Origin of the sequence: Streptomyces sp. CB01881 (genome assembly GCF_002953255.1) — a bacterium.
In the GTDB taxonomy this organism is placed as follows: domain Bacteria; phylum Actinomycetota; class Actinomycetes; order Streptomycetales; family Streptomycetaceae; genus Kitasatospora.
On record NZ_CP026498.1, the window covers coordinates 7405411 to 7417761 of the forward strand.

Annotated in this window: 18 protein-coding genes; 8 read left to right on the plus strand and 10 right to left on the minus strand. The window is 73.9% G+C overall.

Going from position 1 to position 12351, the window contains the following annotated elements:
* The first annotated feature begins 12 nt into the window (after positions 1–12).
* On the plus strand, positions 13–918 hold the full coding sequence (mqnP, locus tag C2142_RS22245) for a menaquinone biosynthesis prenyltransferase MqnP (RefSeq protein ID WP_148644283.1): 906 nt from the start codon (positions 13–15) through the stop codon (positions 916–918).
* A 6-nt stretch (positions 919–924) separates the two neighbouring features.
* Here the strand turns inward: mqnP and C2142_RS22250 are convergent, their stop codons facing one another.
* The 3 genes from C2142_RS22250 to cpt form a co-directional block, all read right to left on the minus strand.
* Positions 925–1137 carry a DUF4287 domain-containing protein gene (locus tag C2142_RS22250; RefSeq protein WP_162002522.1) on the minus strand — a complete coding sequence of 71 codons (213 nt, stop codon included), beginning with the start codon at positions 1135–1137 and terminating at the stop codon, positions 925–927.
* A gap of 50 nt (positions 1138–1187) precedes the next feature.
* Positions 1188–1826 (minus strand): DUF998 domain-containing protein, encoded by a 639-nt coding sequence (locus tag C2142_RS22255; RefSeq protein WP_148644285.1) that lies wholly within the window; start codon positions 1824–1826, stop codon positions 1188–1190.
* Between the two features lie 182 nt (positions 1827–2008).
* Positions 2009–2623 (minus strand): chloramphenicol phosphotransferase CPT, encoded by a 615-nt coding sequence (gene cpt / locus C2142_RS22260; protein WP_148644286.1) that lies wholly within the window; start codon positions 2621–2623, stop codon positions 2009–2011.
* An 89-nt stretch (positions 2624–2712) separates the two neighbouring features.
* Between cpt and C2142_RS22265 the strand changes: the two genes are divergently transcribed.
* Entirely contained in the window at positions 2713–3240 is a 528-nt protein-coding gene (locus C2142_RS22265; protein WP_148644287.1) for a diadenosine tetraphosphate hydrolase, read from the plus strand.
* 48 nt (positions 3241–3288) lie between these two features.
* On the opposite strand, the gene C2142_RS22270 is transcribed toward C2142_RS22265, so the two are convergent.
* Positions 3289–3447 carry a hypothetical protein gene (locus C2142_RS22270; protein WP_241002721.1) on the minus strand — a complete coding sequence of 53 codons (159 nt, stop codon included), beginning with the start codon at positions 3445–3447 and terminating at the stop codon, positions 3289–3291.
* Positions 3448–3502: 55 nt separating this feature from the next.
* The gene (locus C2142_RS22275) at positions 3503–3961 is read right to left on the minus strand and encodes a DUF5959 family protein (protein ID WP_148644288.1); all 459 of its coding nucleotides are present in this window, start codon (positions 3959–3961) and stop codon (positions 3503–3505) included.
* A 352-nt stretch (positions 3962–4313) separates the two neighbouring features.
* Here C2142_RS22275 and C2142_RS22280 point away from each other — a divergent pair, with 352 nt between their 5' ends.
* Positions 4314–4934 (plus strand): DJ-1/PfpI family protein, encoded by a 621-nt coding sequence (locus tag C2142_RS22280; protein ID WP_148644289.1) that lies wholly within the window; start codon positions 4314–4316, stop codon positions 4932–4934.
* A gap of 6 nt (positions 4935–4940) precedes the next feature.
* Here C2142_RS22280 and C2142_RS22285 read toward each other — a convergent pair whose 3' ends face one another.
* Both C2142_RS22285 and gcvH read right to left on the minus strand, forming a co-directional pair.
* Positions 4941–5444, minus strand: a complete 504-nt coding sequence (locus C2142_RS22285) for a GNAT family N-acetyltransferase (protein ID WP_148644290.1) — start codon at positions 5442–5444, stop codon at positions 4941–4943.
* Positions 5445–5523: 79 nt separating this feature from the next.
* A complete protein-coding gene (gene gcvH / locus C2142_RS22290; protein ID WP_148644291.1) occupies positions 5524–5919 on the minus strand; it encodes a glycine cleavage system protein GcvH in 396 nt (131 codons plus the stop codon).
* A 169-nt stretch (positions 5920–6088) separates the two neighbouring features.
* Here gcvH and C2142_RS22295 point away from each other — a divergent pair, with 169 nt between their 5' ends.
* The gene (locus C2142_RS22295; RefSeq protein ID WP_148644292.1) at positions 6089–6973 is read left to right on the plus strand and encodes a hypothetical protein; all 885 of its coding nucleotides are present in this window, start codon (positions 6089–6091) and stop codon (positions 6971–6973) included.
* Positions 6974–7072: 99 nt separating this feature from the next.
* Here the strand turns inward: C2142_RS22295 and C2142_RS22300 are convergent, their stop codons facing one another.
* Positions 7073–7714 carry a hypothetical protein gene (locus tag C2142_RS22300; protein WP_148644293.1) on the minus strand — a complete coding sequence of 214 codons (642 nt, stop codon included), beginning with the start codon at positions 7712–7714 and terminating at the stop codon, positions 7073–7075.
* 91 nt (positions 7715–7805) lie between these two features.
* On the opposite strand from C2142_RS22300, the gene C2142_RS22305 reads away from it, so the two are divergent.
* A complete protein-coding gene (locus C2142_RS22305) occupies positions 7806–8180 on the plus strand; it encodes a VOC family protein (protein WP_148644294.1) in 375 nt (124 codons plus the stop codon).
* A gap of 137 nt (positions 8181–8317) precedes the next feature.
* On the opposite strand, the gene C2142_RS41675 is transcribed toward C2142_RS22305, so the two are convergent.
* Both C2142_RS41675 and C2142_RS22315 read right to left on the minus strand, forming a co-directional pair.
* A complete protein-coding gene (locus tag C2142_RS41675) occupies positions 8318–9034 on the minus strand; it encodes an MOSC N-terminal beta barrel domain-containing protein (RefSeq protein ID WP_148644295.1) in 717 nt (238 codons plus the stop codon).
* Positions 9035–9110: 76 nt separating this feature from the next.
* Positions 9111–9854, minus strand: a complete 744-nt coding sequence (locus C2142_RS22315) for a cyclase family protein (RefSeq protein ID WP_148644296.1) — start codon at positions 9852–9854, stop codon at positions 9111–9113.
* 68 nt (positions 9855–9922) lie between these two features.
* On the opposite strand from C2142_RS22315, the gene C2142_RS22320 reads away from it, so the two are divergent.
* The 3 genes from C2142_RS22320 (at position 9923) to C2142_RS22330 (ending at position 12137) form a co-directional block, all read left to right on the plus strand.
* Positions 9923–10579: a UbiX family flavin prenyltransferase gene (locus tag C2142_RS22320; protein ID WP_148644297.1), complete on the plus strand. Its 657-nt coding sequence runs from the start codon at positions 9923–9925 to the stop codon at positions 10577–10579.
* A gap of 129 nt (positions 10580–10708) precedes the next feature.
* Positions 10709–11170 carry an Lrp/AsnC family transcriptional regulator gene (locus C2142_RS22325; protein WP_148644298.1) on the plus strand — a complete coding sequence of 154 codons (462 nt, stop codon included), beginning with the start codon at positions 10709–10711 and terminating at the stop codon, positions 11168–11170.
* Positions 11171–11174: 4 nt separating this feature from the next.
* Positions 11175–12137 carry a threonine/serine dehydratase gene (locus tag C2142_RS22330; RefSeq protein WP_148644299.1) on the plus strand — a complete coding sequence of 321 codons (963 nt, stop codon included), beginning with the start codon at positions 11175–11177 and terminating at the stop codon, positions 12135–12137.
* The last annotated feature ends 214 nt before the right edge of the window (positions 12138–12351 follow it).

The following is a 12351-nucleotide window of genomic DNA, read 5'->3' on the forward strand; positions in this document are numbered from 1 at the left end:
CGAGGCGGGCGCATGAGCACGGCCGCCGCACTCCCCGAGGTCCCGCCCGGCAAGGTCAAGGCCTTCCTGCGGCTGGTGATGATCGAGCACTCGGTCTTCGCCCTGCCCTTCGCCTACATCGCCGCGCTGACGGCCATGTTCCTCGCCGACGAGCGGGTGCACTGGGGCGAGCTGTTCATCGTCACCGTCTGCATGGTCGGCCTGCGTACCTTCGCGATGGCCGCCAACCGGATCATCGACCGCGAGATCGACGCCCGGAACCCGCGCACCGCCGGCCGCGAACTGGTCACCGGCGCCGTGTCGGTGAAGACCGCTTACGCCGGCTCCGCGATCGCGCTGGTGGTCTTCCTGGGGGCGGCCGCGCTGCTGAACCCGCTCTGCCTGGCGCTCGCGCCCGTCGCCGTCGTGCCGATGGTGGTCTACCCGTACGGCAAGCGGTTCACCGACTTCCCGCAGGCGATCCTGGGCCTCGCCCAGGCGATGGGCCCGGTGGGCGCGTGGCTGGCGGTCACGGGCTCGTGGTCCTGGGAGGCGGTCGTGCTGGGCGCGGCCGTGGGCATCTGGATCGGCGGGTTCGACCTCATCTACGCCTGCCAGGACGTCGCCTCGGACCGGGCGGACGGCGTGCGCTCCGTGCCGGCCCGGTTCGGCGTCCCGGCCGCGGTGTGGGGCGCGCGCGTCTGCCACGTGCTGACCACGCTGCTGCTCGGCTGGTACGCCGTGCTGACCGGGGCCGGGGCCGCGTTCTGGATCGGGCTGGCGGTGGTGGCCGGCGCCTTCGTGTACGAGCACACCATCGTGAAGCCGGGCGACCTGTCGCGGCTGAACCGGGCGTTCTTCCAGACGAACGGGTTCGTCGGCATCTCGCTGTTCTTCTTCGCCCTGGTGGACCTGATCGTGCGCGGCCTGGGGATCTGATCCCTCCTACTTGGCGCCCTCGTCGAGCGTGTGCTTGACGAGGGCGTTCGCGTGCCCGTGCCCGAGACCATGCTCGGCCTTCAGCCACGCGACCAGTTCCATGTGCTTGGCCAGCGGGGAGGAACGGATCAGCTCCGTCCAGTACGAGATCGGCTGCCCGTGCTTCTTCTCGATGGAGGGGAAGTAGCTGGCGGGGCCCTTGGGGGTGTCGGTGCTCATGGTGGTGGGCTCCTGTCGGTCCGTCATTTCGATCTTGCCGTGGGTGATTGTTACGCAGTCAGCCGGGCTGCGGTAGCGCTCAGCCAGCCGAGCCCGAGCGCGGCGCCGGCGGTGAAGGCCGGCACGGCGACGCCGGAACCGGCGAAGCCGGCGAGCACGCCGACGGGCACCAGGCGGGAGGCGAGCGCCCAGCCGCGCCGGCCGGCGGCCGCGAAGTGGCGGGCCAGGACGAGGAGGGCGGCGCAGAGCGCGAGGTAGCCGACCGAGCCGCCGATCATGTGGACGGTGCCGTGGGCGCTCAGCCCGGTCGCCCGGCCCTCGGGCGCCCCGACCGGGAACCCGGCCCCGGGGTCGGCCTCGAACACCGCGCTGAGGAGGAAGCTCGCGGCGAACACCGCGACCAGGCGCGGCGCCCAGGTGCCGCCGGGGGTGTTCCGCAGGGCCTGGCGGAGGCCGACGGCGCCGGCGGTCAGCAGGACACCGGCGAGCAGGAAGTTCGCGGTCTGGATCCAGCCGGCGTCCCCGAGGGCGAGCTGGCTGATGGCGTTCCGGGAGAAGTCGAAGCCCTCGCGGGTGAGGCCCTGGGCGATGCCGACGGCGAGGAACAGCGGTCCGGCCGCGGCCCCGGCGAGGAGCAGGGTCCGGGTGGCGGGGGCGGCGAGCGGGGCTGCGGCGAGCGTGTTCGTCATGCAGGTAGGACCGGGGGCGGGGGCGGAACTCATCGGTGCGGCGCGTGTGAGCCGGGCCACACCGTGGTGCGGCGGGCGAGGAGGCAACCGGCCGCCGCACCGCACGGGCCCCGCCGGGCCGGACGACAGAACGCGTGAGCCCCGCCCCGGCGGACCGGACGGGGTCGTCGGGAGCGTCCGCGCTAGCGGAGGTGCCCGTCGAGCCGGGCGCCTGTGACCGGGGTGTTCTCGTCGTCCCACCTGGTCCGGGCGCCGGTCCCGTCACCGGCGACCCGCGCGGCGATGGTCCGCGCGCAGTCCAGGGACTCGGTGTGCGTGGTGTCCACCTCCAGGTCGTAGACCACGCCCCGGTGGACGATCGGTGCCTGCTGTGCGGCCATGCCCGGGGCCCGGTCCCCGCGGGCGATCTCGCGGCCCGCGGCCACCGCGCTCTCGCACCTGACGCCGACCCACAGCACGTCCAGTCCGTCGAGGACGTCCCGCCAGCGCTCCTGGGACTGCGCTCCGCCGAGGAAGACGTCGTCGACGACGATCCGGGCGCCTGCCCGGGCCATCGCGGCGACCCCCGCCATCCAGGCGGCCTCCAACTCCCGGAACGTCGATCCGATGGCCACGGCGCCGTCGGCGGCGATCTCGATCCCGAGGTCCGAGGCCTGCATGGAGGCCGGCATCATCTCGATCAGCGAGTCGATCGCCGCTGCGAGCCACGGATCCGGCAGTACCGCCTGGAGGCACCGGACGATGCCGGACTTGCCGGAGCTGGACCCGCCGTTCAGCACGATCACCTGAGTCGTCACCGGATCACCGTAGAGCCGGAGGCCACGGCGTTCCACGCGGTTTTCGCGGGCCCGCCCGGCCGCCCCGCCTCCGGCCGTAGCATCGGCGCATGACCGCCGACACCGCCGACACCGCCAACACCGCCGACTTCCGCTCGGACCGGATCGGCAGCGCCCTGCGCGGCGAGAACCCCACCGTCCTGCGCCGCCTCGGCACCGGGTTCGCCGTGATCGGGGACGTGCAGTTCCTCCCCGGGTACTCGATCCTGCTCACGGACGAACCGGACGTCGAGCGGCTCTCCGACCTTCCCCGCGCGCGCCGGCTCGGGTACCTCGCGGACATGGACCGGCTCGGTGAGGCGGTTGAACGTGCCTGCCGTGCCGCCGATCCGGCGTTCCGACGGGTGAACCTGGAGATCCTCGGCAACAGGGACACCTACCTGCACGCCCACGTCTGGCCCCGCTTCGACTGGGAGCCGGAGCACCTGGTGCAGAAGCCGGTCTGGCTCTACCCGGCGGACCGCTGGAGCGACGAGCAGTACGCCCTCGGGCCGCAGCACGACGCGATCCGCGCCGCGGTCGCCGCCGAACTCGACGCCCTGCGCCGACCGTCCGCGGCGCAGGCCCGGCCGGCGTAGTCCGCGGCCGGTCCGCCGGGCCCGAGCCGTCCCGGGCCGTCCCGACGCTCAGCGGTCCGGGGTGAGGCCCTCCAGGGCCGGGGCGTACTGGTCGTCGAAGACGAGCCAGGCGTCGGGAGCCCCTTCGTCGGGCTGCCGGGGTGCGGCCGCCCGATCGGTCGGCGTCGATTCGACGTGCCCGACCGGGCGCAGGGTGTAGGCGGTCACGAGTCCTTGGTCCTTCCCGGGCGGGTGGGGGTGGTCCTCGCCCCTGCTGTGTCCGTCAGCGCGGTTCCCAGGGCCAGACGGTGCGGACCAGGGCGAGCTGCCGTCGCTGGGCGTCGATCCAGCCGTCGGGCAGGCGTACCAGCACGGTGGCCGAGGTGAGCGACGCCGCCGCGTCCCGCACCGTCACCTCGATCGCGTCGAGCGGCCCGTGCGGGGTGCCGTAGGGGCCCTGGAGGGCGATCCGGATCTCCGGGTTGCGGCCGTCGTCCATCCACTCGACCTCCTGGCCCGCGGAAAGGCGGTCGAGGGCCGCCTCCCAATCGTCCAGGTCCTCCGGCAGCAGGAAGACCTCGGTGAGCCGGCCGTTCGCGAACCCGCTGGTCACCGTGATGTCGGCCTCGAAACAGCCGTCCCAGAAGGGGCCGTTGACGGTTGTCGGCCCGGTCACGCGGACGACGACGCCGTTCTCGTCGTCGGTGAGGCGGACGAGGTCCACAGGACCGTTCGTGGTCACAATCTGCCGCCTTGGGCGAGGAGTTGACTGTTCCGCAGACCGACTGCCGTGCTGCGTCATGGCCGTGTTGCGGCCGCGACGCCGGCAGGGGAGAGGAGGGCCCCAGTGGTGCGCAACACTCCGGAGTCCGGCGCCAGGAAAAACAGCTTCAGATGCGGATTCATCGTAGCCCCCACGTGCGCTGTTCCACCGTGCCGCCGCCGAACGGCCTGTTCCGGGGCCCTTCCCCCTCCGGCCGCCGGGGCCGCGCCGAGGAGCCCGTATTCCCGGGGGCGGGGGCGGCCACCCGATCTCGTGAACTTCCCGGTTCAGGCCTGGGCGAGTCGCGCAACTCGTGCCTACGCTCGCGGACATGGACATCGTGATCCCGCTCTTCGACCGCTTCGAGCCGCTCGACGCGATCGGTCCGTACGAGATCCTGGGGCATGTGCCGGGCGCCCGGGTCCGCTTCGTCGCGCCCGAACCGGGGCGGGTCACCGATGTGCTCGGCGCGCTGCGGGTCGACGTGGCCACCCGGTACTCGGAGGTCGAGGCCTGTGACGTGCTGCTCGTCCCGGGCGGCGTGGGGGTGCGGCCGCTGGTCGGTGAAGCGGATTTCCTCGACTGGGTGCGGCGGGTGCACGAGACCACCCGCTTCACCACCTCGGTCTGCACCGGCGCGCTGGTGCTCGGAGCGGCCGGGCTGCTGAAGGGGCACACCGCCACCACCCACTGGGAGGCGGTCGCCGACCTGGAGGGCTACGGCGCCACCTACACCGCCGAGCGCGTCGTCCGGCACGACCGGATCGTCACGTCGGCCGGCGTCTCCGCCGGGATCGACCTGGCCCTGGGGCTCGCCGCCCTGCTCACCGACGACCTCACGGCCGAGGCCATCCAGCTCTACACCGAGTACGACCCCCAACCGCCCTTCGACAGCGGCTCGGTGGCCAAGGCCTCGCCCGAGGTGGTGGCGCGCGCCCGGGCGCTGGGCTGAACCCGCTCAGCCGGTCGTGCGGCGCCGGTACCTGACGCCCGGGCGTCCGTTGATGACGAGCTCCCCGACGGGGGTGAAGCCGGTACGGCGGAGAACGGCTGTCGACGCCGGGTTGTCGAGGGTGGCGACGGCGGTGAGCGCGGAGAGCCCGTACCCGGCCGCCGCCAGCCGGCAGACCTCCAGCACCGCGGCCGTCGCCACGCCCCGGCCGGCGGCCTGTTCGCCGATCCGGTAGCCCAGTTCGGCCTCTCCGCGTTCGGCGTCCACCAGGTTCACCCGGCCGAGCAGGGTGCCGTCGTCGCTCATGACGAGGTGGAAGTGGCAGGCCCCGGCGTCCTGTTCGGCGAGCAGGGCACGGTGTCGGTCGCAGAAGTGCTCGAAGTAGGCGTCCCCGCGGTCCGGAACCGACCTGGCGAAGTACGCCCGGTTCTGCCGCTCGAACGACAGCAGGGCCTCCGCGTGGTCCGGGCGCAGCCGCTCCAGTCGTATCGCGATCACGTCGGCCAGCATAGGCGCCCGGTGGCCGGCCGGGGCGGCCGGAAGCCGCCTGCGACCGGCCGGCCCGCTCCGGCCCGCTCCGGGCCGGCCGCTACCCGTCGGTCCCTTCCTTGATGAAGTCGGCGTACTCGTCGGCGGAGAGCAGCGCGTCCAGGGCCGCGGGATCGGACGGAGTGAACTCGACCATCCAGCCGTCGCCGTACGGGTCGTCGTTGACCTGTTCGGGCGAGTCGTCGAGGGTCTCGTTCACGGCGCTGACCGTGCCGGCCAGCGGTGCGTAGACCTCACTCACCGACTTCACCGACTCGACGCTGCCGAACGGCTTGTTGGCGTCGATCTTGTCGCCCTTCTTGGGCAGTTCCACGAAGACGATGTCCCCGAGCTGTTTCTGGGCGTGGTCCGAGATGCCCACCAGCACCTTTCCGCCCCGGGGCAGTACCCACTCGTGGTCCTTGGTGTACCTGCGGTCGGTCGGGGTGTTCGCCATGGAGGTCTCCGTCGGTTCGTCCGGTCGGCCTGACGCTGCGTCAGCCACGAGGGGAGCCTGCCGCAGAAGTCTGCCGTCGGCCGGGATGGTCACCCGGACGTGTGGGCCCCGTGGCCGCCGCGGCCGTCCCTACACTGGGCACCGTCGGGTAGGGAGACAGGAGAGTCGAGTGGGTACTGCCAGGATCGCCGTCGTCACCTGCCTCGCCTACGCGGACCTCGACCCGGACCTCCCGCTGCTCGTCGACGCACTGCGGGCGGCCGGCCTGGCGGCCGAGTCGGTGGCCTGGGACGCCGAAGCGCCGGGGTGGGAGCGGTTCGACCTGGCGGTCGTCCGGTCGGCCTGGGACTACTCGGAGCGGCTGGGCGAGTTCCTGGCCTGGGCCGACGCGACGGCCCGCGTCACCCGGCTGTGGAACCCGGCCCCGGTGGTGCGCTGGAACAGCGACAAGCGCTACCTGCTGGAACTCGCCGGACGCGGGCTCCCCGTCACGCCGACGCGGATCCTCGAACCCGGCGGCCCGTTCGAGCAGGGGGACCTCGACCACCCGGACGGCGTGGTGGTCAAGCCCGCGGTCTCCGCGGGTGCCCGGGACACCGCGCGCTACCTGCCCGGCCGGGCCGCGGACGCCGCCCGCCACGCCCGGATGCTGCTGGACCAGGGGCGCGCCGTCGTCGTCCAGCCGTACCTGCCGCTGGTCGCGGAGGGCGAACGGGCGCTGGTCTTCGTCGACGGCGACTTCAGCCACGCGATCCGCAAGGGGCCGGTGCTGACCGAGCCCGGCGTGATCGACAACCTCCGGACGCCGCACCCGGACCTCGTCGCCCATCAGCCGACCGGGGCCGAGCTCCGCACCGCCCGGGCGGCCCTGGCGGCGGCGCCGTCCGCCGAAGGACTGCTCTACGCCCGGGTGGACCTGGCGCTGGACGGCGCCAGGGAGCCCGTGGTGATGGAGCTGGAGCTCATCGAGCCGAACCTGTTCCTCGGGTACGGCCCGCAGGGCCCGGAGCGCCTCGTCGCGGCCGTGGCGGCCCGGGCGGCGACCGGCCGCTGACCTGGGCCCGGCGGCGGGTCGCCGCCCGTCGCCCCGGCCGCCTGCCGTCGCCGGACAGCCCGGCGGTCCCGAGGTGTCCCGCGGGCGGCGCCGCCGCCCTCAGGCGAGGTGCGGCGCCTCCGGGTGGTAGATCCGCTGCCGCTCGACCGGCGCGTCGCGGAAGTCGCCGCTGCCGTTGACCACTTCGCCCACCCCGAGCCGGATGCCCAGGGCCCGGCCGAAGCCCTTGAGGACGGCGCCGCGGCCGTCCGGGTCAGGGTAGGTGTACGGGTGTCCGGCGGCCAGGGTGACCGAGCGGGCGGAGACCTGCCCGAGCACCTGGGCGCCGGAGCCGATCCGGCTGGTGCCGGTCACCTCGGCGCCGCCGGCGAGCCGGGTTCCGTCGCCGATGTCGATGGCGTCGGTGCCGGCCGCCCTGATCCGGGCGCCGCCCTCGCCGATCTCCGACCGGGCGCCGATCACGACGGTCCCGCCGCCGGTGGCGGTGATCAGGGTGCCGCCGTGCAGGACGTTCCCCCGCCTGACCAGGCAGCCGCTGTGCTCGTCGCACTCGATGACCACGCCGGGGTAGAGCACGTTCTCCGGGTGCAGCCGCACCCGCCGCGAGACGATGACCGAGAACGGGTCGAGGACGACGACGCCCTCGTCGGCGAGGTCCATCAGCTCGGCGGGGGTGAGCAGCCCGCGCTCCCGGCGCAGCCGCGCCACCCGCTCCTCCAGCGATCCTGCTCCCGTGATCATCCGATCATGCTCCCGGTGTTGCGCGCGTGCTGTAAAGCGGGAGCCCGACGGGCGAGAATGGCCGCCAATCCAGAGTCCCGGGAGGACCACCGTGATCGGCAGGCTTCAGTGCATCGTCCTCGACTGCCCGGAGCCGGCCGTGCTGGCCCGCTTCTACGCGGCCCTGCTCGGCGGCGAGGTGGACCGGCCCGACCCGCGGTGGGGGCTCGATGAGGCGTGGTCCACCCTGCACAGCGACGGCGGCCCGGTCCTCTGCTTCCAGGGCGTCGCCGACCACCGGCCGCCGCAGTGGCCCGACCCCGCGCACCCGCAGCAGGTGCACCTGGACATCGACGTGGAGGACCTCGACGGCGCCGAGCGTGAGGTCCTCGCGCTCGGCGCCACCCGGCTGCCCTCCGCCGCCGCCGGCTGGCGGGTCTACGCCGACCCGGCCGGCCACCCGTTCTGCCTGCTCGGGGCCGGCTGACCGGCGGTCGTGGTCAAGTCTCCTGAGAAGAAGGCGATCTGACGAAGGGGAAATCGGCGGGGAGCCGTCCGTCGGCCCAGGTCGGAGCGTCCGTCGGCGGGCCTGGCGGCCTTCCGGAGGGGGCGGCCCGCGCGCGCTCAGTCCAGTGACAGGACGTCACCGATACTCAGGCGTCCGGGAGTCGCGACCTCGGCGAGGGCGTCGAGGCGGTTGTCGTGCGCCTGGGCGAGGGCCTTGAGGATCTCGGGCGCGTGCGGGAGGCCGGGCTGGGCGGCGGTGGTCATCGCGCACCGCTCGCTGGACCGGGCGAAGGCCAGCCGGGCGCCGCCGCGGGCACCGCCGCGGGCCTCCCGCCCGAACCAGGTGTCCTCGACGAACGGCGGGGTGCCGGGCGGGGTGCGCAGCAGGATGTTGGGGCGGAACCGGCGCACGTCCACGACGGCGGAGGGCGCGGCCTCGCGCACCCAGTCCAGGCTGGCGGTGGTGAGGATGCTGACCGGGAGCTGGTCGAAGTGGGAGACGGCGTCCTCGCGGGCGAGTGCGACGTCCGGGCGCTGGAGGTAGGCGCGCAGGAAGGCGGTGGGGTCGGCCACCGGCCGGCCGAGCGGGTCGAACAGCTCGGGGGCGTCGAGCCGGTGGCCGAGCCGGGAGGAGAGGCGGAGCAGGCCGTCCATCCGGCGGAAGCGCCGGGTGTTCTTGCCGGAGCCGAGCTTGCCCGCGCCGTCGCGTACGGCGTAGAGGCGGTCGCCGGCCAGGCCGCGCTCGTCCACGTCGACGGAGTCGAGCTGCTCGCCGCCGGTGGACTTCACGGGGTAGCGCCAGAGCTGCTCGATCACTCCGATGATCTCTGCCATGGCGGGAAAGCGTAGCGGCGCCCGGCGGGGATGGTCTAGACCAAGTGTCAATGAGGGGCGGGCCGTCCGGCCCCGCTCACCCCAGCCGGGCGACCGCCCGCACCGGCGCGCCGTCGGCTGCGGCCAGCCGCAGCGGGAACAGCGACACCTCCACCGGCCGCCCGGCCTCCTGGGCCGCGATCAGCGCCCGCAGGTCGGTCAGGTTCTCGGCGATGACGCCGCCGCCGGGCGCACCGAGCAGCACCCGGTGCGCGGCCAGGGTGGGCTCCGCGGCGGCCGGCTGGTCGTGCTCGTCGGTCAGGTCGGCCAGCAGTGCGGCCACCGCCGGGTCGCCCGGGCCCGGATCGGGGGTGGGGTCGACGCTGAGCGCGTCCACGCCGACCGTCCGCACCCCGGCCGCGACGATCGCCTCGGCCGCCCCGGCGGTCAGGCCGGGGTGGGCGAAGTACGCGTCGGTGCCCCAGTGCCGGGCCCAGCCGGTCGCCAGCAGCAGGACGGTGCCCTCCGAGACCCGCTCCAGCGCCGGGGCGAGCAGCTCCGGCGTCACCTCCGCACGCGGCTCCAGCCCGCGCAGGTCGGCGACGACCGCCGGCCCGGTGAACCGCTCCAGCGGCAGGCCGTCCAGGGTGGGCCAGGTGACGTCCACGTGGTACGGCGCGTCCACATGGGTGCCGGACTGCGAGCCGAGGTGCAGGGCCAGCACGTTCACCCCGGCGGTGGCGGTGGTGAGGGCGGGCTCCAGGACGACGGCCGGGTCGCCGGGGTAGACCGGCATCGCGGTGGTCACCTGATGGGTGAGGTCGACGAGGGTCGCTGCCATGGCGCCCATCCTCCCAGGGGTGACGGCGGATGGGGCCGTCGCGGGGGCCTCCGTATAGAAAGGGGGCCATGGGAACAGACAAGCGTCAGCCGTGGGTGGTCGGGGTCTCGGGCGCGTCCGGTACGCCGTACGCCGCCTCCGTGATCCGGGCGCTGCTCGCCGCCGGGGAGCCGGTGGACCTGATCGTCAGCCGGGCCGCCCGGCTCACCATCCTCGACGAGACCGGCATCTCCTTCCGCGACGGGCACTGGCGCACCGACCTCGCCGCCTGGCTCGGCATGCCGGAGGGGGGCCTCGACGACGTCCGCCACTGGCCGGCCGGCGACTTCGCGGCCGGCCCGTCCAGCGGCTCCTACCCGGCCAAGGGCATGCTCGTGGTGCCGGCGACCACCGGGGCGGTGGCCGGGATCGCGCTGGGCCTGAGCAAGGACCTGCTCCAGCGGGTCGCCAGCGTCACCCTCAAGGAGCGCCGCCCGCTCGTGGTCTGCGTCCGCGAGGCGCCGCTCAACGGGGTGACGCTGAAGCACCTGGTGGAGCTGGACGCGCAGGGCGCCGTCGTGCTCCCCGCCTCGCCCGGTTTCTACGCCGGCGGTTCCACCGTCCGTGAGCTGGTCGACTTCGTGGCCGGACGGGTCCTGGACGCGGTCGGCGTACCGCACGCGCTGTACCGCCGCTGGGAGGGCGAGTTGGGCGCGGCCGCGCGCCACACCGCGCAGCCGGAGTGAGGGGGAGTGGGGAGCCCCCGGGCGGGAGAGTATCTTCTCTGCGATACCCGGGTTGTTCCGCGCATGGCGCCTTTGAATCCGGATAATGATCTGTGGGTCTGGTGAGGTTCGGAAGGACGCGGACGGTATATGGACACGGTGGACAGACAGCTCATCCAGGCGCTGCGGGAGAACGGCCGTGCGTCCTACGCCGAGTTGGGCCGGCTGGTGGGTCTCTCCGGGCCCAGCGTCACGGACCGGATCAACCGCCTGGAGCAGGCCGGCGTCATCACCGGTTACCGGGCGACGGTCAACCCGGCCTCGCTCGGCTTCGGGGTCACGGCCCTGATCGGCCTTCAGCTGACCGACGCGGCCGACCACGAGGACGTGGCGCACCGGCTGAAGGACCTCGGCGAGGTCGAGGACTGCTGGTTCATCGCCGGTGACGACTCGTACATGCTCAAGGTCCGGGTCTCCGACGTGGAGGGCCTGGAATCGGTGGTCAAGCGGATCTCCGGGACGAAAGGCGTGGCCCGGACCCGCACGACCGTCGTACTCTCCACGAAGTGGGAGAACCGGGTGAGCGAACTCCCTCTGACCGAAGGGGAGTAACACGATGGCACTGGTCGGTCTGGAGGAGCTGCGCGCGGCCCGGCAGCGGATCGCCGGCGTGGCGGTAAGGACCCCGCTGGTCCCCGCCCCCTGGGCGGCCGACGGCGAGCGCCGGCTCTGGCTCAAGCCGGAGAACCTCCAGCCGACCGGGGCCTTCAAGACGCGCGGCGCCTACAACCGGCTCGCCGCGCTCACGGCGCAGGAGCGCGCCCGGGGCGTGGTCGCCCAGTCCAGCGGCAACCACGCGCAGGCCGTGGCGTACGCGGCGGGGCTGCTCGGCATCAAGGCCGTGATCGTGATGCCGGACACCTCCCCGGCGGTCAAGGTCGACGCCACCCGCGCGTTCGGCGCCGAGGTGGTCCTGGTCGAGCCGCAGGAGCGCGACACGCTGCCGGCCGAGCTGGCCGAGCGGCACGGCTACGTCTGGGTGCCGCCGTACGACGACCCGTTCATCATCGCGGGCCAGGGCACGGTGGGCCTGGAGATCGCCGAGGACGCCCCCGCCGGGCTGGACACCGTCCTGGTGCCGGTCAGCGGCGGCGGGCTGATCGCCGGGACGGCGGCCGCGCTCAAGCTCACCCGCCCGGGCGTACGGGTGGTCGGCGTCGAGCCCGAACTGGCCGCCGACGCCCAGGCCAGCCTGCGGGCCGGCGAGCGGCTCTCCTGGCCGGTCGCCGACACCTACCGGACCATCGCGGACGGGCTGCGCACCCCCTCGGTCGGCGAGCTGCCCTTCGAGCACCTCACCGCCTACGTGGACGACATCGTCACCGTCACCGAGGACGAGATCCGCGCCACCGTGGCCCTGCTGGCCCGCCGCGGCCGGCTGGTCGCCGAGCCCTCGGGAGCGGTCGCCCCGGCCGCGTACTTCCACCGCGCCGCGCAGACCGGCGGCCAGGTGGTGGCCGCCGTGGTGAGCGGCGGCAACATCGAACCGGCGCTGCTCGCGGAGCTGCTCGCCGGCTGACGCGCCCCGGGGGGCGGGCCGAGGCCAGCCCGGCGGGGGGCATAGGCGTACGCTCGTTCCGGCAACGATTCGAAGTCGGAGGAGGCGGGGCACCGCATGGACGCAGGGCTCAAGCGCGAGCTGGAGGCGAAGGTCTACGCGGGTGAGCGGCTGACCCGCGAGGACGGGATCGCGCTCTACGAGAGCGACGACCTGGCCTGGCTGGGCGGCCTGG